At 66.6% G+C, this 20,472-nt stretch carries 20 protein-coding genes; 12 read left to right on the top strand and 8 right to left on the bottom strand.

Translation table 11 applies throughout. The features are described 5' to 3' along the window. Window positions 1–25 precede the first annotated feature (25 nt). The 6 genes from IB274_RS15260 to IB274_RS15285 form a co-directional block, all read right to left on the bottom strand. The gene (locus IB274_RS15260; RefSeq protein WP_081516844.1) at window positions 26–1,078 is read right to left on the bottom strand and encodes a 3-keto-5-aminohexanoate cleavage protein; all 1,053 of its coding nucleotides are present in this window, start codon (window positions 1,076–1,078) and stop codon (window positions 26–28) included. Window positions 1,079–1,121: 43 nt separating this feature from the next. Next, the gene (locus tag IB274_RS15265) at window positions 1,122–1,970 is read right to left on the bottom strand and encodes a TauD/TfdA dioxygenase family protein (protein ID WP_192432770.1); all 849 of its coding nucleotides are present in this window, start codon (window positions 1,968–1,970) and stop codon (window positions 1,122–1,124) included. A gap of 10 nt (window positions 1,971–1,980) precedes the next feature. Then, entirely contained in the window at window positions 1,981–2,961 is a 981-nt protein-coding gene (locus IB274_RS15270) for a quinone oxidoreductase family protein (protein WP_192432771.1), read from the bottom strand. A 200-nt stretch (window positions 2,962–3,161) separates the two neighbouring features. Further along, the gene (locus tag IB274_RS15275; RefSeq protein ID WP_192432772.1) at window positions 3,162–3,833 is read right to left on the bottom strand and encodes a DUF3313 domain-containing protein; all 672 of its coding nucleotides are present in this window, start codon (window positions 3,831–3,833) and stop codon (window positions 3,162–3,164) included. 135 nt (window positions 3,834–3,968) lie between these two features. Continuing rightward, on the bottom strand, window positions 3,969–4,928 hold the full coding sequence (locus tag IB274_RS15280; protein WP_192432773.1) for an HlyD family secretion protein: 960 nt from the start codon (window positions 4,926–4,928) through the stop codon (window positions 3,969–3,971). A 3-nt stretch (window positions 4,929–4,931) separates the two neighbouring features. Then, window positions 4,932–5,300, bottom strand: coding sequence for a DUF3302 domain-containing protein (locus IB274_RS15285; protein ID WP_192432774.1), 369 nt, complete (start codon window positions 5,298–5,300; stop codon window positions 4,932–4,934). A 222-nt stretch (window positions 5,301–5,522) separates the two neighbouring features. Between IB274_RS15285 and IB274_RS15290 the strand changes: the two genes are divergently transcribed. Continuing rightward, entirely contained in the window at window positions 5,523–5,708 is a 186-nt protein-coding gene (locus tag IB274_RS15290; protein ID WP_192432775.1) for a hypothetical protein, read from the top strand. A 27-nt stretch (window positions 5,709–5,735) separates the two neighbouring features. On the opposite strand, the gene IB274_RS15295 is transcribed toward IB274_RS15290, so the two are convergent. Then, window positions 5,736–5,966 carry a hypothetical protein gene (locus IB274_RS15295; RefSeq protein ID WP_192432776.1) on the bottom strand — a complete coding sequence of 77 codons (231 nt, stop codon included), beginning with the start codon at window positions 5,964–5,966 and terminating at the stop codon, window positions 5,736–5,738. Between the two features lie 168 nt (window positions 5,967–6,134). Between IB274_RS15295 and IB274_RS15300 the strand changes: the two genes are divergently transcribed. From IB274_RS15300 to IB274_RS15325, 6 genes are all read left to right on the top strand, one after another. Then, on the top strand, window positions 6,135–7,136 hold the full coding sequence (locus tag IB274_RS15300) for an HlyD family efflux transporter periplasmic adaptor subunit (RefSeq protein ID WP_192432777.1): 1,002 nt from the start codon (window positions 6,135–6,137) through the stop codon (window positions 7,134–7,136). Next, on the top strand, window positions 7,136–8,902 hold the full coding sequence (locus IB274_RS15305) for an ATP-binding cassette domain-containing protein (RefSeq protein WP_192432778.1): 1,767 nt from the start codon (window positions 7,136–7,138) through the stop codon (window positions 8,900–8,902). The genes IB274_RS15300 and IB274_RS15305 overlap by 1 nt, the downstream gene beginning before the upstream one ends. Further along, complete coding sequence (locus IB274_RS15310; RefSeq protein ID WP_192432779.1) at window positions 8,899–10,041, top strand: ABC transporter permease; 1,143 nt, start codon at window positions 8,899–8,901, stop codon at window positions 10,039–10,041. The genes IB274_RS15305 and IB274_RS15310 overlap by 4 nt, the downstream gene beginning before the upstream one ends. A gap of 5 nt (window positions 10,042–10,046) precedes the next feature. Next, complete coding sequence (locus tag IB274_RS15315) at window positions 10,047–11,150, top strand: ABC transporter permease (RefSeq protein ID WP_192432780.1); 1,104 nt, start codon at window positions 10,047–10,049, stop codon at window positions 11,148–11,150. Between the two features lie 68 nt (window positions 11,151–11,218). Next, a complete protein-coding gene (locus IB274_RS15320) occupies window positions 11,219–11,527 on the top strand; it encodes a hypothetical protein (protein WP_192223148.1) in 309 nt (102 codons plus the stop codon). A 45-nt stretch (window positions 11,528–11,572) separates the two neighbouring features. Further along, window positions 11,573–13,066 carry an efflux transporter outer membrane subunit gene (locus tag IB274_RS15325; RefSeq protein ID WP_192432781.1) on the top strand — a complete coding sequence of 498 codons (1,494 nt, stop codon included), beginning with the start codon at window positions 11,573–11,575 and terminating at the stop codon, window positions 13,064–13,066. Window positions 13,067–13,068: 2 nt separating this feature from the next. On the opposite strand, the gene IB274_RS15330 is transcribed toward IB274_RS15325, so the two are convergent. Then, on the bottom strand, window positions 13,069–13,689 hold the full coding sequence (locus IB274_RS15330; protein WP_192432782.1) for a DUF4157 domain-containing protein: 621 nt from the start codon (window positions 13,687–13,689) through the stop codon (window positions 13,069–13,071). Between the two features lie 273 nt (window positions 13,690–13,962). Here IB274_RS15330 and IB274_RS15335 point away from each other — a divergent pair, with 273 nt between their 5' ends. The 5 genes from IB274_RS15335 to IB274_RS15355 all read left to right on the top strand — a co-directional run bounded on the left by IB274_RS15335 (window position 13,963) and on the right by IB274_RS15355 (window position 20,077). Then, window positions 13,963–14,379: a YybH family protein gene (locus tag IB274_RS15335; RefSeq protein ID WP_192432783.1), complete on the top strand. Its 417-nt coding sequence runs from the start codon at window positions 13,963–13,965 to the stop codon at window positions 14,377–14,379. Beyond that, window positions 14,376–14,867 (top strand): AAA family ATPase, encoded by a 492-nt coding sequence (locus IB274_RS15340; RefSeq protein WP_192432784.1) that lies wholly within the window; start codon window positions 14,376–14,378, stop codon window positions 14,865–14,867. Before IB274_RS15335 ends, IB274_RS15340 begins: the two co-directional genes overlap by 4 nt. Before the next feature lie 58 nt (window positions 14,868–14,925). Beyond that, window positions 14,926–15,864, top strand: a complete 939-nt coding sequence (locus IB274_RS15345) for a class I SAM-dependent methyltransferase (protein WP_192432785.1) — start codon at window positions 14,926–14,928, stop codon at window positions 15,862–15,864. 251 nt (window positions 15,865–16,115) lie between these two features. Next, window positions 16,116–17,765 carry a VRR-NUC domain-containing protein gene (locus tag IB274_RS15350; RefSeq protein WP_192432786.1) on the top strand — a complete coding sequence of 550 codons (1,650 nt, stop codon included), beginning with the start codon at window positions 16,116–16,118 and terminating at the stop codon, window positions 17,763–17,765. After that, entirely contained in the window at window positions 17,762–20,077 is a 2,316-nt protein-coding gene (locus tag IB274_RS15355; protein ID WP_192432787.1) for an ATP-dependent DNA helicase, read from the top strand. The genes IB274_RS15350 and IB274_RS15355 overlap by 4 nt, the downstream gene beginning before the upstream one ends. The last annotated feature ends 395 nt before the right edge of the window (window positions 20,078–20,472 follow it).

Consider the following 20,472-nt stretch of genomic DNA (forward strand, 5'->3'; position numbering starts at 1 on the left):
CTGGCAGAACCCGCGCCGGAGCCTGTCACGCGCGAAGCGGGACGGACTTCTGGCCCGGCTGGCGATTGGGCGCCATGCCGTTCATGCGCAGGGTTTCTTCCACGCTGTCGTACTGCACGCCGATCTTGTAGATGGCGCGTGCTTCCTTGCCACTGGCGACCTCGCGGCCCAGTTCATGGGCGACGCGGACGCACTGCTGGATCTGTTCCACCGAGGTCATGCGCTGGCCGTGCTGGCCGATGATGGTGTCCTCGATGCCGCAGCGCGGGTGCAGCCCCATGGCCATCGCCATCATGTTGAACGGCAGGACATTCTTGAGCAGCGACTCGGCGGTGACGGTGGCGCCGTCCGGTGCGCGGTGCACGAAGTTCATGAAGTTGAACGGGTTGGGGCCGTCGAAGCCGCCGCCGATGCCAATCCAGGTCAGGTTCAGCGGGCCCTTGTAGACGCCCTTGCGCACCAGGCGCTCGAGGGTTTCCAGGGCATGCATGCCGGTCAGCTGGAAGTGCGGCTGGATGCCGGCGGCCTGCAGGCGCTTCAGGTGCTCCTCGACCCAGGCCGGACCGGCCGGCACGGTCATCTCGCTGTAGGCCGCCTGGTAGAGCGGGTTCTCCAGGGAGGTACCTTTCAGGTACTCCGGATAGAGCAGCTCCATGATGTTCATCTGGGTGGTGTTGATCGCCACCGTCACCTGGTCGGGCTTGGGGGTCAGCTCGGCGAGCATGTGACGGGTGTCGTCGGACAGCCACTTGGCCGCTTCGCCGTCGCTTTCCGGGGCGAAGGAAATCGAGCCGCCGACCTGGATGATCATGTCCGGCACGGCTTCGCGCACGCCGGCGATCAGCTCGTTGAACTTGGACAGGCGCTTGGAGCCCTTGCCATCCAGCTCGCGCACATGCAGGTGCAGCACGGTGGCGCCGGCCTCGTAGCAGTCAACGGCCTTCTGGACCTGCTCGTCCATGGTCACCGGGATGTCTTCGGGGAAGTCCTCGGGCATCCATTCGGGGCCGTAGGGGGCGGTGGTGATGACCACCTTGTCCTGGTTCTCGGGGTGCAGCGAATCGTCGAAGAATTGCATGTCGGTCTCCGTAATTGTTCTTGTCGGCTTTGTGTGCAGAGGGTCAGAACGGCTTGTCGCCGATGATCCCGGCGCGTTCCATGCGGCGCACGCAGGGCGGGTAGTCCATCACCGCGTAGTGCTGGGTACAGCGGTTGTCCCAGATCGCCACATCGTTCTTCTTCCAGCGCCAGCGCACCTGGAATTCGGGGATGTACACCTGGCTCACCAGGTAGCGCAGCAGGTCGGCCGCGCCGGGGTTGGCGTCCTGGCCGAAACGCACGTTCTGTGGCGTGTGGTAGTTGCTGAAGTGGGTGGTGAAGGCGTTGACGAACAGCACCTTCTCGCCGGTTTCCGGGTGGGTGCGCACCACAGGATGCTCGGCGTCGGGGTACATGGCCTTGAGCGCCAGGCGCTTCTCGATGGGCATGGCCGCGCCGAAGCTGGCTTCGATGCTGTGGCGAGCCCGCAGCTTGGCGATGCGCTCCTTGATCTCCGGCGGGAGCATCTCGTAGGCCAGCGCCATGTTTGCCCACATAGTGTCGCCGCCCACCGGCGGGCACTCCACGCAGCGCAGGACGCAGCCCAGGGGCGGCACCTCGCGCCAGGTGGCGTCTGTGTGCCAGGCGTTCTCGTAGCGGTCGTTCGGGAGATCCGGGGTCTTGTAGATGCGTACCAGGCCCGGATGCTCCGGGTCGCTGCCGGCCACCGGGTGGTCTTCCAGCTCGCCGAAGCGGCGGGCGAAGGCCACGTGCTCGGCACGGGTGATGTCCTGGTCGCGCAGGAACAGCACCTTGTGCTTGAGCAGCAGCTCGCGCAGTTCGGCGAACAGGCCTTCGTCGCGGGAGGCGTCGCCCAGGTTCACCCCGGATATTTCGGCGCCGATGCTGCAGGTCAGACGTTCTACGTGCATGGCGGCGCCCTCAGATGACGAAGATCGACGAGCCGGTGGTCTTGCGCGATTCGAGGTCGCGGTGGGCCTGCACGGCATCCTCCAGCGCGTAGTGCTGGTTGATCTCGATGCGGATGTCGCCGTTGCCCACATGGGTGAACAGCTCGTCCAGCAGCGCCGCTTTTTCCGCCGGGTCGGCGATGTAGTCAGCCAGGGCCGGGCGAGTGAGGAAGATCGAGCCCTTCATCGCCAGCAGCACCGGATCGAACGGCGGGATCGGGCCCGACGCTGTGCCGACGCAGACCATCAGGCCACGGCGCTTGAGCGACTCCAGGGAGGTCATAAAGGTGTCCTTGCCGACGCTGTCGAAGACCACGTCCACGCCACGGCCATCGGTCAGCTCACGCACGCGCTCGGCGACGCCTTCGTGGCTGTAGTTGATGACGTGTTCGCAGCCGTGGGCGAAGGCGATCTCGGCCTTGGCGTCGCTGGAGACAGTGCCGATCACCCGCAGGCCGAGCAGCTTGGCCCATTGCGAGACGATCAGACCGACACCGCCGGCGGCGGCATGTAGCAGGATGCTCTGGCCCGGCTTGAAGTCGTGGATGCGACGCAGCAGGTAGGCCGAGGTCAGGCCGCGCATGGTCATGGCGGCGGCAGTCTCGAAGGCAATGTTCTCCGGCAGGCGGATCAGCGGCGCCGCCGGTACCAGGCGCTCGGTGCTGTAGGCGCCGAGGGTATTGATGAAGCCGGTGTAGGTGACGCGGTCACCGGGCACGACGTTGCTCACGCCCTCGCCCACCGCCACTACCACGCCGGCGGCTTCCACGCCCATGCCGCTGGGCAGCGGAACGGCGTAGGTGCCATTGCGGAAATAGGTATCCGCGTAGTTCAGGCCCACCGCCACATGGCGGATGCGCACTTGCCCCGGGCCGGGCTCGCCGACCTCCACGTCCTCGTAACGCAGGACTTCGGGTCCCCCTGTTTCATAGAAACGAACGGCTTTGGCCATGGCCGGAATCTCCAGTTGTCTTGTTGTCCTGGGCGCTCCGATCGGAGCAGGCAAGCGCCCTTTGAGCGGACAATAGGCAGGGGCCGGGCGAAAGGCTTCACATCGTGCGACAGGGGCTTTTCATTTCATGACAGGCCGATGCGGCGCCCCGATGGGCGCCGCATGGAGAGCGGGTTTGCAGTGGCGGAAACGGGGCGGGGTTACTTCAGTTCGCGCAGCTTGCTGTAGGTCAAGCGCATGTCGCGGGCCCAACCGTCGAGCACGCCCTTGAAGTCGCTGGCGGCCATGGCCTGGCTGTCGTTCTCCAGCGCGTGCCCGGTGCCTTTGCGCACCACCTGGGCGACCACACGGCTGGAAGGGCCGTCGAGAATCGCCGCTTCGGTGCCGATCTGGGTGTCCTGGTCACGGATGCCGGCGGCGGTGCTGACGCCGGCGGCGATCAGGGCGATCGGGATGACTTCATAGGGTTTGAGCGACTGGGTATGGCTGCTCACCGCGGTGATCGCCGGACGCAGCACGAGGGTGCCCGGGCCGGGCTTGTCGACGACCTTCAGGACCTGGCCCAGCTCGCGGCGCAGCGCCTTGTCGTAGTAGTCGGTGATCTGCGTCATGGTGGCTTGCGAGAGCTGCTCGGTGGCCTTGGGCGCCGGGTAGAACTGCGAACGCTCGATGACGATGCTGCGGTAGTTCATCAGGTTCAGCTTGGGATCGATCCAGGCCAGGACCTTGGTGCCCGCGGCGTTTTCCTGTTCGGTGAGACGGGAGTAGTCATACAGGAAGCCGGAGTATTCCTCCGGCTGGACCTGCTTTTCCGCGCAGCCTTGCAGTAACGGCAACAGCAGCAGGGACAACAACGCGACATAGGACTTCATAGAGTTCTCCGGTTGAGATATCGATGTCGCCAGGTTGTACGGCAGGAGACTGCGTTACCCCCTCCCCCGTGTTGTTCGCGCGCGGACGGACGCCCACGCGCAGGCGCCCCGGTGGGGGCGCCGCAATGCCGCGAATCAGTGGAACGGGAAGATGTAGTTCATCCAGGCCGCCATACGCAGGAGTATCTTGCGCATGACCGCCACATGGTGGAAATGCTCGCTGTAGAGCGCCGCCTGGCCGTAGGAGCCGCCGGGCATGATGTTCGCGTACTGGGCGAAATCGGGGTCTGTGATCTTGATCAACACCGGTACCCGCCCCGGCGGCGGGGAGCCGGTGTAGCTGATCAGGGTGCCGGAAGGCTGCACCTGGCCCTCGCCGATCACCGGCAGGACCTTGTCCACGGTGCCGGCGAAGACCCTGCCGGGTATGCCGTCGAACGCGACTTCAGCCTCGTCGCCGACGGTCAGGCGCAGCTGGCTGTTCTGGCGCATCCAGGCGGTGAAATACGGGCCTTCATCCGGTACGAAGACCATCGAGGGGCGCAGCGGCAAGCGGCTGGCCATCATCCCGGGACGCAGCGACACGTGGCTGACGAAGCCCCGCGAGGGCGCGCGCACCACGGTGTTGTCCAGATTGAACTGGGCCAGGGCCGCCTGCGCATTGAGGTCATCGACGCGGGCGGTGGTCAGGTCCACGTCGCGCTTGTTGCCGACGTTGCGCAGCGCCAGCTCACGGGCGCGGGCCTGGTCGGCACGCGCCGAGACCAGTTGCGCCTTGAGCGAATCCAGCTTGAGCTGGAAGGGTTTGGGATCGATGCGGAACAGCACGGCGCCCTTCTCGATGATCTCGTTCCCCTTGACCGGCACCTCCACCACTTGCCCGGTAACCACCGGGATCACCGGCGTGGTGACGAAGTAGGTACGCGCCACCTCGGAATACGGGTGGTTGTAGTTCATCAGGAAGATCAGCGTACCGATCAGCACGATGCCGCCGAGCGCGGCGGTAGGGACCGTCCACTTGTTCAGCGGGATGCGGAAGATCTTGAAGATGGCGACGCAGAAGGCGGTGTAGGTGAGGATCAGCAACAGGTCCATGGATCAGCCCTCCCCGCCCGGTTGAGTGGTTGCCGGTGCGGCGGGAGCGTTCTGGCGGCCTTCCAGCGCATCCAGGCGCTGACGCAGCTCGGCCAGCTGCTGCTCCAGGTATTCCGCCTCCTGCGCCGGCGTCTTGCCGTGGTGGAAGCCCCACCCCCGGTCCTCGCGGTACAACATGGCCCAGATCCACAGGAACGGCCACAGCGCATGCAGCGTGAAAAGGCTTACCCAGCCGGCCGCGTGGATCGCGTCCTGGTGGGGATGGTTGCGGTGTACCGCAATCTCATAAGGAATGTCGTGCAGCACGATGATCCCGTAGAACAGTACCAATCCGACAAAGATCAGTACCCCCAGCGCAAAATAGTCGAGCATCCCGCCCTCCTTGTTCCCCCGAGCACAACGCCGGAGCGAGTCGCCTGAGTATGGTTGATCCATGGCAATCTGCACGATCGTAACCGCGCGAAAACAGCGGGATTTCAAGCGATTGCCAGGGAAACCGGCGGGCCGGTTGCGCCGCCCCCATTCGTCCGACCAGCCGGCTCAGCGGCGGGTTTTCGCTTTCACTGGAAGGACGGCTCACCAGGAGCAACCACGATGGGAAAAACCACCGTTCTACTCATGATCGGCGCGCTGGCCGTGCTGCTGGGCGGCTCGTCCTGCGGCAGCCACAACGACCAAGACGCACCACGCCCGCCGCCCATGGAAGAGGGCCAGATGGGCTACCGGAACATCCCGCAGCAGCAGATGCAGCCGCAGGTGCAGTCCATTCCGCGGCGCTGAGCCGTATCGGCCCAGCACCGGTGGCTCCTACACAGGCTTCGGCCGCAACAGGATCAACCGTGCCACCACCAGCGCCAGCGCGCCGACCACAGCGAAGGCGACAATGGTCGCCACCCCGCCATCGCGCTGCAGGAAGTCGGTCAACGCCGCAAGTCCCACGGCCAGGAACAGCAGCACCAGGCCGAACCATTGAATCCGCTCGGCGCGCAGGTACAAGGACGCCCGGTGCGCGCTCGTGGTGTTTTCGTCTTTGCCCATGGTGGCATCTCCATCGGGATGTCTCTCCACGCTAACAGGCGACGCCCGTCGCGGCACGGCAGCTGACGAAGGGCAGGCTCTGCGACGCGGGGTAGCGGCTTGCGTCAGGGTCCTGGGGCGAATAACTGTCTATCCTTCACCGGGCTGTCATGAATCAGGGATGGGCCGATGCCTAAGAAGCTGGTGCTGGTGGCGCTCGTTGCGCTGCTGCTGGGGGGCGGACTGTGGTGGTACCTGCAGTCCCGCGAAAATGATGACAAACGCCTGGTGCTCTACGGCAACGTGGACATCCGTCAGGTGTCGCTGGCCTTCACCGGCAGCGAGCGCATCGCGAAGATGAATGTCGAGGAAGGCGACGTGGTCAAAGCCGGCGACGTGCTGGCGAGCCTGGATACCCGCGCCCTGCGCCTGCAGATCGACAAGGCCCGAGCACAGATTACCGCCCAGGAGCAGAACCTGCTGCGCCTGAAGAACGGCTCGCGCCCCGAGGACATCGACCGGGCGAAAGCCCAGGACAAAGCCGCCCGCGCCCAGCTCGACCTCGCCAGCACCCAGCTGCGCCGGCTGGAAAGTATCCGCGCCAACAGCCCTGGTGGCCGCGCCGTCAGCCAGCAGGACATCGACAGCGCCACCTCGCAGCAGAAGGTCGCCCAGGCCGAGCTGGAAGACCGGCAGAAGTCATTGCGCCTGGCGCAGATCGGCCCGCGCGCGGAGGACATCGCCCAGGCCGACGCCCAGCTCGCCGCCGCCCGCGCTGACCTGGCGTTGTTGCAGCACAACCTCGACGAAGCCGACCTCAAGGCACCGCAGAACGCCACTGTGCGCTCGCGCCTGCTGGAGCCCGGCGACATGGCCTCGCCGCAGCGGCCGGTGTACTCCCTGGCGTTGACCGACCCGAAATGGATTCGCGCCTACGTCAGCGAAACCAACCTGGGCCGCATCAAGCCCGGCCTGAAGGCCCAGGTATTCACCGACAGCCATCCGGACCAGGCCATCGACGGCCACGTCGGCTTCATTTCCTCGGTGGCCGAGTTCACCCCGAAATCGGTGCAGACCGAAGAGCTGCGCACCAGCCTCGTCTACGAGGTGCGCGTGCTGGTAGCCGACCCGGATAACCGGCTGCGCCTGGGCATGCCGGCCACGGTGCGCTTCGCCGACGAGCCGCGCTGATGTCTGACGCTCCAGTCATTCGCGCCGAGGGCCTGGCCAAGCACTTTCTGGTGAAAGAGTCGGGTAAGACGGTGCAAGCGCTCAAGGACATCAGCCTGGACATCCCCCGCGGTCAGCTCACCGCGCTGGTGGGCCCGGACGGCGCCGGCAAGACCACCTTCCTGCGTCTGGTCGCCGGGCTACTGCAGGCCGACGCCGGCACCCTCACGGTGCTGGACGTGGACGTCCACGCCCACCCGCAGCAGGTGCAAGACCGTATCAGCTACATGCCGCAGCGCTTCGGCCTCTACGAGGACCTCAGCGTGCAGGAGAACCTCGATCTCTACGCCGACCTCCACGGCGTGCCGCACCAGGAGCGCCAGGAGCGCTACCAGCGCCTGCTGGAGATGACCGACCTGGCGCGCTTCACCGATCGCCCGGCGGGCAAGCTCTCCGGCGGCATGAAGCAGAAGCTGGGCCTGGCCTGCACCCTGGTGCGCTCGCCTGACCTGCTGCTGCTCGACGAGCCAACAGTCGGCGTCGATCCACTGTCGCGCCGCGAACTGTGGGAGATCATCCAGCAGTTGATCGAGCAGGAGCAGCTCAGCGTGTTGGTCTCCACCTCCTACATGGACGAGGCCGAGCGTTGCGCCGAAGTCTTTCTACTGCACCAGGGTCAACTGATGGCCAAGGGCGACCCGGCGTCGATCCGCGAGCACGCCGACAACCTCTGCTTCATCGCCACGCCACCTGCCGACGAACCCGCCCGCACGCTGCAAGCGCGGCTGCTGGACGACCACCAGAACATCGTCGACGCGGTGCCACAGTCCGGCGAGGTGCGCTTCATCCGCCAGCCGGACGCGGACCAGGGCAAGCTCGATCAATTGCTCGACGGCGCACCGGTACGCCAGGTGGACGCGCGCCTGGAAGACGGCTTCATGTTCCTGCTGCGCGCTCGCAGCGATGCCGAAGCCGTCGACATGGAGTCGCTCAAGGCCGGCACGCACCGTCACGACGACAGCAACGAAGCGGTGATCGAAGTGAAGGACCTGGTCCGCAAGTTCGGCGACTTCACCGCCGTGGCCAGCACCAGCTTCAGCGTGCGCCGGGGGGAAATCTTCGGCCTGCTCGGGCCCAACGGCGCCGGCAAGACCACCACCTTCCGCATGCTCTGCGGGCTGCTGCCGGCCACCAGCGGCACGCTGCAGGTCGCCGGGGTCAACCTGCGGCACGCGCGGGCCCAGGCGCGGCGCAAGGTCGGCTACGTGTCGCAGAAGTTCTCCCTCTACGGCAACCTCTCGGTCGCCGAGAACCTGCGCTTCTTCGGCGGCGCCTATGGCCTGGGCGGCAAGCGCCTGAGCCAGCGGATGGACGCGGTGTCCCGACAGTTCGACTTGAGCGGCCAGGAGGACTCGCCCAGCGGCCAGCTGCCCGGCGGTTTCAAGCAGCGCCTGGCGATGGCGGTCGGCCTGCTCCACGAGCCGGAAATCCTCTTCCTCGACGAACCCACCAGCGGAGCCGACCCCCTCGCCCGCCGCGGTTTCTGGCAGCGCATCACGGCACTGGCGGCATCGGGCACCACCATCATTATCACCACCCACTTCATGGAAGAAGCCGAGTACTGCGACCGCATCGTCATCCAGGATGCCGGCAAGCTGCTGGCCATGGGCACCCCGCAGGAAGTCCGCGAGCAGGCCGGCGGCAAGGGCAGCACGCTGAACATGGAGCAGGCGTTCATCGAAATCGTCGAGAGCAATCGCCAGCACGCCAAGGCAGGCACGGCATGAGCGCCGGTGGCTTCTGGCGGCGCCTCGCCTCACTGACCCGCAAGGAAGTGCGGCAGCTGGTGCGCGACCGCAGCAACCTGCTGATCGGCATCGGACTGCCCATCGCGCTGATCCTGATCTTCGGCTATGGCCTGTCGCTGGACGTCAAGCGCGCCATCGTCGCCATCGTCCTCGATGACCCGTCCCCCGTGGCCCGAGACGTGGCCGCGGGGATCAGCCGTACCGAGTACCTGGAGCCACATCTGGTGCGTTCCTTCGCCGAAGGCGAGGCGCTGATGAAGGCCCGCGAGGTGGACGCGCTGGTGCAATTCCCTGCCGATTTCACCCGCCGCCTGAACGACGGCAACGCGCAGGTACAGGTACTCGTGCAGGGCTCGGACGCCACCCGCGCCGCCAGCGTCTCCAACTACGTCAGCAGCGCCCTGGCGGGCTACGGCGAGAAGCAGGCCGACCGCAGCGCCGGCAGCGCCGCCCAGTCCACGGACCAGCGCGGCGCGGTCACCATTGTCCAGCGCATGTGGTTCAACGCCGCCAACACCAGCACCTGGTACCTGGTGCCGGGACTGATCGTGCTGATCATGACCCTGGTTGGCGCCTTCCTTACCGCCTTGGTCATGGCCCGCGAATGGGAGCGCGGCACGCTGGAAGCGCTGTTCGTCACGCCGGTGCGGCCGGTGGAAATCCTCCTGGCGAAGATCATCCCCTGCTTCGGCATCGGCATGATCGGCCTCGCCCTGTGCCTGCTCGCCGCGCGCTTCCTGTTCGACGTGCCGATCTATGGCTCCTTCGTCGTGCTGGTGATCGCCTCGATGCTCTACATGCTGGTGGCGCTGGGTATCGGCCTGCTGATCTCGGCGGTGACCAAAAACCAGTTCCTAGCCAGCCAGATCGCCCTGCTCGCCAGCTTCCTGCCGGCGATGATGCTCTCGGGCTTCATCTTCGACCTGCGCAACGTGCCCACCGCGATCCGGGTGATAGGCAACCTGCTGCCGGCGACCTACTTCATGGAGCTGGTGAAGTCACTGTTCCTGGCCGGCGACTTCTGGCCGATGATCCTCAAGAACTGCGCCATCCTCGCCGCCTACGCCGTCGCCCTGCTGGGCCTGGCGCGGATGGTGACGCGCAAGCGGCTGGAATGAATCCCATGGAATTTCTCTGGCGCATCCTCAACCTGTGGCGCAAGGAACTGCTGGTGATCCTCAAGGACCCGGCCAACCGCATCGTGCTGGTGGCGCCGGTGCTGATGCAGAGCGTGCTGTTCGGCTACGCGGTGACCTTCGACCTCAACGACGCGCCCTACGCCATCCTCGACCTGAGCCACAGCGAATCCTCCACCCGCCTCGCCTCGCGCCTGGACGGCAGCGGCATCTTCCACCGGGTGGCGACGCTGACCCGCGTGGAGGAAATCCAGACGGTGATCGACGAGCAGAAGGCATTGCTGGTGATCCATATCCCCTCGGACTTCCAGACCCGCCTCGCCCAGGGTGACCCGGCGCCGATCCAGGTCATCCTCGACGGGCGCAACTCCAACACCGCCGGCTCCGCCGCCGCCGGGCTAGCCGTGGTGGTGCAGCAGTTCAACCAGGAACAGGGCCTGACCGCGGCGCCGATCAGCGTGGTCAGCCGCTCCTGGTACAACCCCAACCTGGAGACCCGCTGGCCGCTGATCCCCGCGCTGATCGCCACCCTGAGCATGATGCAGACGCTCATGCTCACCGCGCTCTCGGTGGCCCGCGAACGCGAACAGGGCACCTTCGACCAGTTGCTGGTGACGCCCTACACGCCGCTGGAGATCATGCTCGGCAAGGCCATTCCGCCCCTGCTGATCGGTATGCTGCAGGCCACACTGGTGCTGCTGATGGCGCTGTTCTGGTTCCGAATACCCATGGCCGGTTCGCTGTTCAACCTCTACGCCGGGCTGGCGGTATTCACCATCGCCTGTGTCGGGCTGGGCATGTCGATCAGCGCGGTGTCGCTGAACATGCAGCAGGCGATGCTCTACACCTTCGTGCTGATCATGCCGCTGACGCTGCTCTCCGGCCTCGCCACGCCGGTGCGCAACATGCCCGAGTTCCTGCAGGTGGTGACCTACGCCAACCCGCTGCGCTTCGGCATCGACCTGATCCAGCGCGTCTACCTCGAAGGCGCGACGTTAGCCGATGTCTGGCACAACCTGATCCCCATGCTGGTGGTGGCCGCCGTCACCCTGCCGCTCGCCTCGTGGCTGTTCCGCCACCGGCTTGCGTAGTCGATCACTGGAGATGGCCCCGCGATGCAATACCCTCAGCCGGAACCCCACTTCAGAAGCCGCCGCCCATGAGCGAAACCAGCCAGTTCATCGTCTTCGCCGTCACCCAGCTCGCCCTGCCGTTCGGGCTGGGCTACCTGTACTGCCGCCGCAAGGGCATCCCGACCGACACCTGGCGAGCCGGAGGCATCTACCTGATCGCTCTGTCGCTGGCGATGCTGTTCTTCATCGGCCTGCTCGGTCTGCCGACCCATGTGAAAAACGTCGGCATGGTCAGCAACCGCTCCATGGGCCTGACGCTGGGCCTCGTCGGTATTGCCGCAGGCCTGCTGCTGGGCTACGTCGCACGGCGTTTCGAGGGCTCGTCCGATGACTAGCGCCCAGCGAATCTGAAAAGGTGCAATTCTGAAAAGGTGCCATCGATGAACCGCACGTCTCGCCTCGTCTCCCTCGCCCTGCTCGGCACAGTCCTCGCCGGCTGCGCCGTCGGCCCCGACTACGAAGCGCCGCGAACCCAGGCGCCGGCCAGCTGGCAGGCCGCGCACTCGGGCGATGCGCAATTGCACCCGGCCCTGGGCAACGTCCGCCTCAGCGAAGACTGGTGGACCCTGTTCAACGACCCGGTGCTGAACAACCTGCAACGCCGCGCCGACAAGGCCAGCCCCGACCTCAACAGCGCTGTCTTGCGATTCGCCCAGAGCCGCATGCAGCGGCAGATGGTGGCGGCGCAGCGTGGCGTGGACGTCAACGCTTCAGGCGGCGTGACCCGCCAGCGCATGAGCGAGAACGGCGCCAACGCGCTGATGATCCAGCGCATCGCCCCCGGCGCCAGCAGCGACGAGATCAGCAAAGTGCTGGCGCAGCCCTTCACCCTCTACCAGGCCGGTTTCGACGCCTCCTGGGAGCCCGACCTGTGGGGCCGCGTGAGCCGCTCAATCGAGGCCGCCGACGCCAGCGTGGCGGCGCAGCAGGCGATGTTCGAGGAAACCCGCCTGGGCGTCTCGGCCGAACTGGCCCGCGCCTACTTCGAGCTGCGCGGCGTACAGCAGCAGATCGCCGTGGCCAACCAGGACATAGTCGCTACCGAGCAATCCCTGCAGCTGATCCAGGTGCGCGCCGATGGCGGGCTGGTGGATGACTTCGACGTCGAACGCCAGCGCGGCCAGCTCGCCGATCTGCGCTCCAGCCTGCCGCAGCTGAACGCCAGCGAGAGCGCGGCGATCAACCAGATCGGCGTGCTGATCGGCGCCGAACCCGGCAGCCTGCGCGATGACCTCAGGCCCGTCGCGCAAAACACCCCGCAAACGCCCGACCTGAGCCTGGGCCTGCCTTCGGAAGTGGCACGCCGCCGCCCGGATATCCGCGCCGCCGAAGCCCAGCTGCACGCTGCCACCGCCAATATCGGCGTGGCCGTGGCCGACCTCTACCCGTCCATCCGCCTGGGCGCCAAGTTCGGCTACGAATCGGCCGACGACGGCAAGTTCAGCGACTGGGGCAGCCGCACCTGGAGCGTCGGCCCGAGTCTGTCGCTGCCGATCTTCGACAACGGCCGGCGACGCTCGCAGATCAACCTGCGCAAGCTGGAGCAGCAGGAAGCGGCGGTGTCCTACCAGCAGACCGTGCTCAAGGCCTGGCAGGAAGTGGACGACGCCTTGAGCCACTACGGCGCCGAGCGCCAGCGCAACCAGCACCTGCAGGAAAAGCTGCGCAGCAGCGACGTCGCCTACGGCATGGCCAAGGCTCGCTATGCCGGCGGCATGACCGACTTCCTGGTGGAACTGGACGCCCAGCGCGCCTACCTGCAGTCGCGGCGCGACGTGGTGGACAGCGATACCCAGCTGCGCCTGACGCTGATCGCCCTGTGCAAGGCGCTCGGCGGCGGCACGCCGACGCCGGAGGCCAGCGCCAGCCGCTGAGGTCAATTCTGCTGTGCGGTGACCTTGCCGTCGCGCAGGTCCTTGGCGACCCGGCGCTGCAGCTCGTAGGCCGGCGCCTCCACGGCGTTGAAGTCCTCGGAATAGCGCGTGGCGAAGCCCTGCACGCCCCACTCCTGGTACTGCTTGACGTGCCACAGCTCATGGGCCCACAGGGCAACGTCCTTCTGCGCGGCGTCCTCGCTGCGGAAGACGATCACGTCCACCAGGGTCACGGCCTCGGTGTCGGGATTCTGCATGATCGCCTGGGCGGCGTTCAACTCGTCCAGCGCACCGGTGGAATAGCGCGCGGCCATCAGCACGTCGTCGGAGAAATACGGCTGCAACTGGGCGCGGATCTCCAGCGGGATCGGCTCGGTGCCGCCCTGCGCCGCCTGCTCGCGGGACTGCTGCAGCCAAACGCCCAGCGCCTGGGCGGCCATCTTGCGGGTGTCCGACAGCACCGGGCCGAGCACGGCGCCCAGGTCCGGCAGGCAAGTGCAGGTGTCCAGGCAGACCTGGCGCTGCCCCGGCGGGCAGGTCGCGGCAAGGGTATCGACGGACGCGGCCAACCCGGCGAGCAGCGCCAGGGCGCGCAGGAAGCGGGTTGCGAGGGGGGATGGCATGAAGAGACTCCGCTACAGCGTGGAGAAAGACATGGTGCTCAGACCATGGCGCGGCGCGATCATGCCATGCCGCCAGCAAAAAAAGAGCGCTGGCGCGACGTATGAAACTTCTGATAGCTTCTGACCCATGAATGCCGCCAACCGCACCTTCCAGCAGATTATTACCACCATCGCTCCGATGGTGGGTTAGCGCATTCAAGCGAACAACCAAACCCGCCTCCCGGCGGGTTTTTTAATGCCCGCCGTCCGAGGCTCCCGATCAAGGAGACACTGATGGACCAGGCACCTTCCCCTACTCTTTCCGCGGCACCACATCCCCTGCAAGCGCTCATCCAGGCCGCCGACGACGCCATCGGTCGCGAGGACTTCGACGCGCTGCTCGCGTTCTACACCGACGACGCCCTGCTGGTGGTCAAACCCGGCCTGCTGGCACACGGCAAGGCGCAGATCCGCCAGGCCTTCGTCGCCATCGCCGAGCACTTCGGGCACAAGCTGCGGGTGCGCCAGGGCCGCCTGGAAATCCTCGAGACCGGCGATACCGCGCTCGTTGTCGCGCAAACCCTGCTGGATACCAGCCACGGCAAGCTGAGCCGCCGCGCCACCTACGTGTTCCGCCGAGAAGCCGACGGCGCCTGGCATTGCGCGGTCGATAACTCCTACGGCACCGACCTGTTGGAGGCGACTACATGAGCACACAGACAGGCACGCTGCACCTGCTTTGCGGCAAGGCGGCGTCGGGCAAGTCCTGCCTCGCGCGCGAGCTGGCCGAGGCGCCGGGCACCGTGATGCTGGCCGAGGAACAGTGGCTGGCCGAGCTGTTCCCCTGGGGCATCAGCAACCCCGACGACTACCAGCTCTACGCCCGCCGCGTGCGCAAGGTCATGGGCCCGCACGTGGTCGGCCTGCTCCGCGCCGGCACCAGCGTGGTGCTGGACATCCCCGCCAACACCCTGGCCGACCGCCGCTGGCTGATCGATCTGGCTCAGCAGGCCGGTGCGGCGCACTGCCTGCATTTCCTCGACGTCGACCCGGCCACCTGCCGCAGCCGCCTGCTGGCGCGCCACGCCATCGCCCCGCTGGCTGCGCCGCTGGACCCGGCCGGCTACGAGGCGCTCAACCGCTACTTCGTCGCCCCGCGCCCGGAGGAAAAACTGCAGGTGCAGCGCCACGGCGCCTGAGCGCGTAGAATCGCCGCCCCGATTTGCTCCAATCGCCTGAATCAGAAAGACCGGATAGATGAACACCGAAGCCATCGCCACCCTGCGCGAGCAACTGCTCACCGCCCTGAACCCCGCCCCTGCGGAGACCCGCCGCCTGTTCCACGGCCGTGGCCGCCGCTGGCGGGGGCTGGAGCAGGTCACCGCCGACTGGCTGGAAGGCGTGCTGCTGGTGTCGCTGTTCCGCGAGCCCGCCGAAGACGAGCTGAGCGCGCTGCGGGCGATGCTGGTGGAACTGGCGCAGGGCGACATCTGGCGCGCTACCGGCGCCCGCAGCCTGATGCTGCAGCACCGCTACACCCTGGAAAGCACCATGGAAGTGCTCCACGGCGAAGCCTTCGACGGCTGGCAGATCAGCGAGCATGGCCTGCGCTACCAGCTGGACCTGGGGCGCAAGCAGAACAACGGCCTGTTCCTCGACATGCGCTACGGCCGCCAGTGGGTGCAGGCCAACTCCGCCGGGTTGCGCGTGCTCAACCTGTTCGCCTACACCTGCGGCTTCTCCGTGGCGGCGATGGCCGGCGGCGCGCAGAAGGTGGTCAACCTCGACATGGCCCGCGCCGCGCTCAGCCGTGGCCGCGATAACCACCGCCTGAACGGCCACGACCTGTCCAGGGTGAGCTTCCTCGACCACGACCTGTTCAAGTCCTGGGGCAAGGTGAAGAAATCCGGCCCGTACGACCTGATCATCATCGACCCGCCGAGCTTCCAGAAGGGCAGCTTCGTCCTCGACAAGGACTACGCCCGCGTCCTCCGCCGCCTGCCGGAACTGCTGGACGGGGCCGGCACCGTGCTGGCCTGCGTGAACGACCCCGGCGTCGGCGTCGACTTCCTGCTCCAGGGCATGGCCGCCGAAGCACCGCAGCTGCGCTTCATCGAGCGCCTGGAAAACCCGCCGGAGTTTGCCGATATCGAGGAAGACAGCGGCCTGAAGGCGCTGGTGTTCCGGCTGGATTGATCCGCCGCCCTCACCGCGCAATGGCATTGGACGGCGGATAACCGTGAACGGCTATTCGCCCTACGAACGAGCGCTCCGACTGAGCCCCCCCGTAGGGCGGATAACGCCTACGGCGTTATCCGCCGTCCCACCTGAGGTACGGCGTCCCTAAAACCAAGCCCCACATCTCCCGATGAAAGGCCACGCTAACCCTTGCGGCCAGGCCCCCATCACGCCATCCTTGCCACTGTATGTAAAACCAGTGCCCGCCAATGTCCGTGCCGCTCGATCCCAGCCTCTACTACCTGACCAACTTCCACCGCGCCCTCGACTGGATCGACGAACGTTACGCCGATCTGCTCGACGCCGAGGAAGCCCGGTTCATCGCCGATTTCCGCGCGCTGCCGCTGCCGTCGCGGGCACTGCTGGTACGACTGGTGATGCGCAAGGGCCCGCATTTTCGCGCCGGCAAGCTGAGCTACGCGGAGATCGGCGACATTTCCCAGGCAGCCGCGCCGCTGCTGGAGCTGGGTTGGCTGGACGATGCCTGCCCGCTTGCGCTGGAAGACCTGCTGCCGCTGCTGCTCAAGGACGAACTGCTCACGCGCTTCCGCGCTGACCTGCCGCGCCGCGCGCTGAAGAAGGCCGAGCTGTACGAGCACCTGCACGCCTACCACGAGCAGGTACAGCCCTTCGCCGGCTGGTACCCGGAGCTCGACCAGCTCTACACCCTGATGGCGACGCCGCTTTGCGACCGCCTGCGCCTGCTGTTCTTCGGTAATCTGCAGCAGGACTGGTCCGAGTTCGTCCTCGCCGATCTCGGCATCTTCCGCTACGAAAGCGTCCCTTTCACCGCCGATTCCCGAGCCTTCCGCAGCCGCGACGACCTGGAAGCCTACATTCACCTGTGGAACGGCGCGGTGCGTTTCGAAACCGGCGAACCCATCGACGGGCTGCTGGCCGAACTGGGCGACTTCCACAGCGACAACGCCTACCTGCAAGCCCGCCACGGCCGCCTGCTGTACCGCATGGCCTACCAGCTGGAGCGCGAAGGCGAGCTGGACGCCGCGCTGGCGCTGTACCAGCGCACCGCCACCGGTGGCTCGCGGCAACGGCAGATTCGCGTGCTGGAGCGTCTGCAACGCTTCGAAGAAGCCCATGCTCTGGTGCAGACCGCCCTGGCCGCGCCGGAAAGTGATGGCGAGCTGCAGTTGGTCGAGCGCGCGCTGACCCGACTGATCCGCCAGCTCGGCCTGCCGAAGGAAAAAGCCGCTAAGACCACGCCGCCGCTGCGCATCGACCTGGAGCTGCCGCGCCCGGACGTCAACGTCGAGTTCGCCGTGCAGGCCGTGCTTCACCAGGACGAAGCGCCGGTGCACTACGTGGAGAACGCGCTGGTCTGCAGCCTGTTCGGCCTGCTCTGCTGGGATGTGATTTTCGCCCCGCTGCCCGGCGCTTTCTTCCACCCCTTCCAGGCCGGGCCCAGCGACCTCAACCGCAGCGACTTCGTCAGCCGCCGCGCGCAAGCCTTCGCCGCACGCCTGGCATTACTGGACAGCGACGCCTATCTGGCGGTCATCCGCGAAACCTGGACCGCCAAGTCCGGCATCCTCTCGCCCTTCGTGCACTGGGAGCTGCTCGACGAAAACCTGCTGGAGCAGGCCTTGCACTGCCTGCCGGCGGCGCACCTGAAGCTGTGGTTCGAGCGCCTGCTGGCCGACCCGAAGGCCAACCGCGCCGGCATGCCCGACCTGATCCAGTTCTGGCCCGGCGAGGCGCGCTACCGGATGATCGAGGTGAAAGGCCCCGGCGACCGCCTGCAGGATAACCAGAAGCGCTGGCTGGCCTTCTGCGCCGAGCACGGCATGCCGGTGGAAGTCTGCTACGTGCGCTGGGCGGACGAAGTGGCGGAAAGCGCGTGAGCTATGCCATCGCCGTGCGCGCGCTGTGCGAATTCACCGCCAAGGAAGGTGACCTCGACCTGCGCTTCACCCCCGCCCCCACGGCGCAGGAAGGCATGGCCGGGCACGCCACTGTGGTCTCCCGCCGAGGGCTGGGCTACATCGCCGAGCTGCCGCTGCGTGGCGAATATCCGGGGCTGGTGGTCAGCGGCCGCGCCGACGGCTACGACCCGAGCGAAAACCTGCTGGAAGAGATCAAGACCCACCGCGGCGACGTCGCGCGCATCCCGCAGAACCACCGGCTGCTGCACTGGGCGCAGGTGAAGGTATACGGCTGGCTGCTGTGCCAGACCCTGGAGATCGACGCCATCGATCTCGCCGTCGTCTACTTCAACGTCATTACCCAGAAGGAAACCGAGTTCCGCGAGCGTTTCTCCGCCGCCGACCTGCGCGCCTTCTTCGAGCTGCAATGCCAGCGCTTCGTGCAGTTTGCCGAGCAGGAAAGCGCCCACCGCGTCGAGCGCGACCAGGGGCTGGAAGCGCTGCGCTTTCCCTACGCCGATTTCCGCCAGGGCCAGCGCATGCTTGCCGAGTCGGTTTACCGCGCCGCCCGCGACGGCCATACGCTGATGGCACAGGCCACCACCGGCATCGGCAAGACCCTCGGCACGCTATTCCCGCAGCTCAAGGCCTTCCCCGGCCAGCAGTTGGACCGGCTGTTTTTCCTCACCGCCAAGACCCCCGGCCGGCGCTTGGCGCTGGACGCCCTCGCCACGTTGCGCCAGCAGGAGGCCGCCCAGCCGCTACGGGTGCTGGAACACGTCGCCCGCGACAAGGCCTGCGAACATCCGGACAAAGCCTGCCACGGCGAATCCTGCCCGCTGGCCAAGGGCTTCTACGACCGCCTGCCCGCCGCCCGCGAGGCTGCGCTCAAGCAGTGCTGGCTGACTCAGGAAGCGGTGCGCCAGGTGGCGCTGGAGCACCAGGTCTGCCCCTACTACCTGAGCCAGGAACTGTGCCGCTGGTCCGACGTGGTGGTGGGCGACTACAACTACTACTTCGACATGACCGCCCTGCTCTACGGCCTCACCGTGCTCAACGACTGGAAGGTCACCCTGCTGGTGGACGAGGCGCACAACCTCATCGAACGCGGCCGCGGCATGTACAGCGCCGAACTGGACCAGGGCGAGTTCAACGCCCTGCGCAAGGTCGCCCCGGCCAAGCTGAAGAGCGCGCTGGAGCGCGTCGGCCGGCACTGGAACCAGCTGCACCAGGACCAGGACGTCGACTACCAGATCTACCCGACCATCCCCGACCTGTTCATCGCCGCGCTGCAGAAGGCCGTCAGCGCCATCACCGACCACCTCACCGACCAGCCCACCGGCAACGAGGCCGAGCTGCTGCGCTTCTACCTCGACGCCATGCTGTTCTGCCGGCTGGCCGAGGCCTACGGGCCGCACTCGCTGTTCGACATCACCCGCCACGACGTCAGCGCGCGCCGCGTGCTCTCGACCCTGTGCCTGCGCAACGTGGTGCCGGCGCCCTTCCTCGCCGAGCGCTTCAAGGTGGCCCACAGCACCACGCTGTTCTCCGCCACCCTGACCCCCGCGCACTATTACGCCGATCTGCTCGGCCTGCCCGAAGACACCGGCTGGCGCGAAGTGGAATCGCCCTTCCACGCCCAGCAGCTGGAAGTCCACGCGCTGAGCAACCTGTCCACCCGCTACCAGCACCGCGAGGCCAGCCTCACGCCGATCAGCACCCTGATGGCCCGGCAGTTCCGCGCGCGCCCCGGCAACTACCTGGCCTTCTTCAGCAGCTACGCCTACCTGCAGCAGGCGCTGGAGCGCTTCACCGCCGAGCATCCGGACATTCCCTTCTGGGTGCAGTCGCGCAGCATGAACGAGATCGAGCGCGAGGCCTTTCTCGATCGCTTTACCACCCACTCGCGCGGCATCGGCTTTGCCGTGCTCGGCGGCGCTTTCGGCGAGGGCATCGACCTGCCGGGCGAGCGCCTGATCGGCGCCTTCATCGCCACGCTGGGGCTGCCGCAGGTGAACCAGGTCAACGAGGAGATCAAGCAGCGCATGCAGGGGATGTTCGGCGACGGCTACGACTACACCTACCTGTTCCCCGGCCTGCAGAAGGTCGTGCAGGCGGCCGGCCGGGTGATCCGCACGCCGACGGATTCGGGGGTAATCTACCTGCTCGACGACCGCTTCAACCAGCCGGCGGTACGACGGTTGCTGCCGGGCTGGTGGAAGCCGGAGCGGCTGAAGTTCATCGCCGACCCGCCGCGGTTCAAGGCCCCGCAGGGGTATCTGTTGCTGTAACTCCCGCAGGCGAAAATCCCTTTTTTCGCGATTGATCGTGTGCCGTGTGGTTCGCGAGCAAGCTCGCTCCTACGAAGAGCGCGACATCCCCGCCTGGCTCTGGCTCTGGCTCTGGCTCTGGCTCCCAAAAGACTTCCAGAGAAATATCCGTACGCGCCGAATGCCCCGTTCAACGAGGGAATTTTTCGCCTAAGCGAAAAACCGGATGTTCGGGGCAAGACTTTTTGGTTCCTTTTGTGAGGGCGGCTCTCCGACGTTTGACAAAAGGGACTTGTAAGTTGTTTTCACCTGCTTCAGACCGCCAGTGACTAGATTTCCAGATCGTGGGCGAGCGAGGGTCGGAGCAGGGTCTTCCTGATAAACCCGAACGGTTGCCTGGGCTCAAAGCCCGTTTC

Source organism: Pseudomonas sp. PDM18 (assembly GCF_014852585.1).
Lineage (GTDB): Bacteria > Pseudomonadota > Gammaproteobacteria > Pseudomonadales > Pseudomonadaceae > Pseudomonas.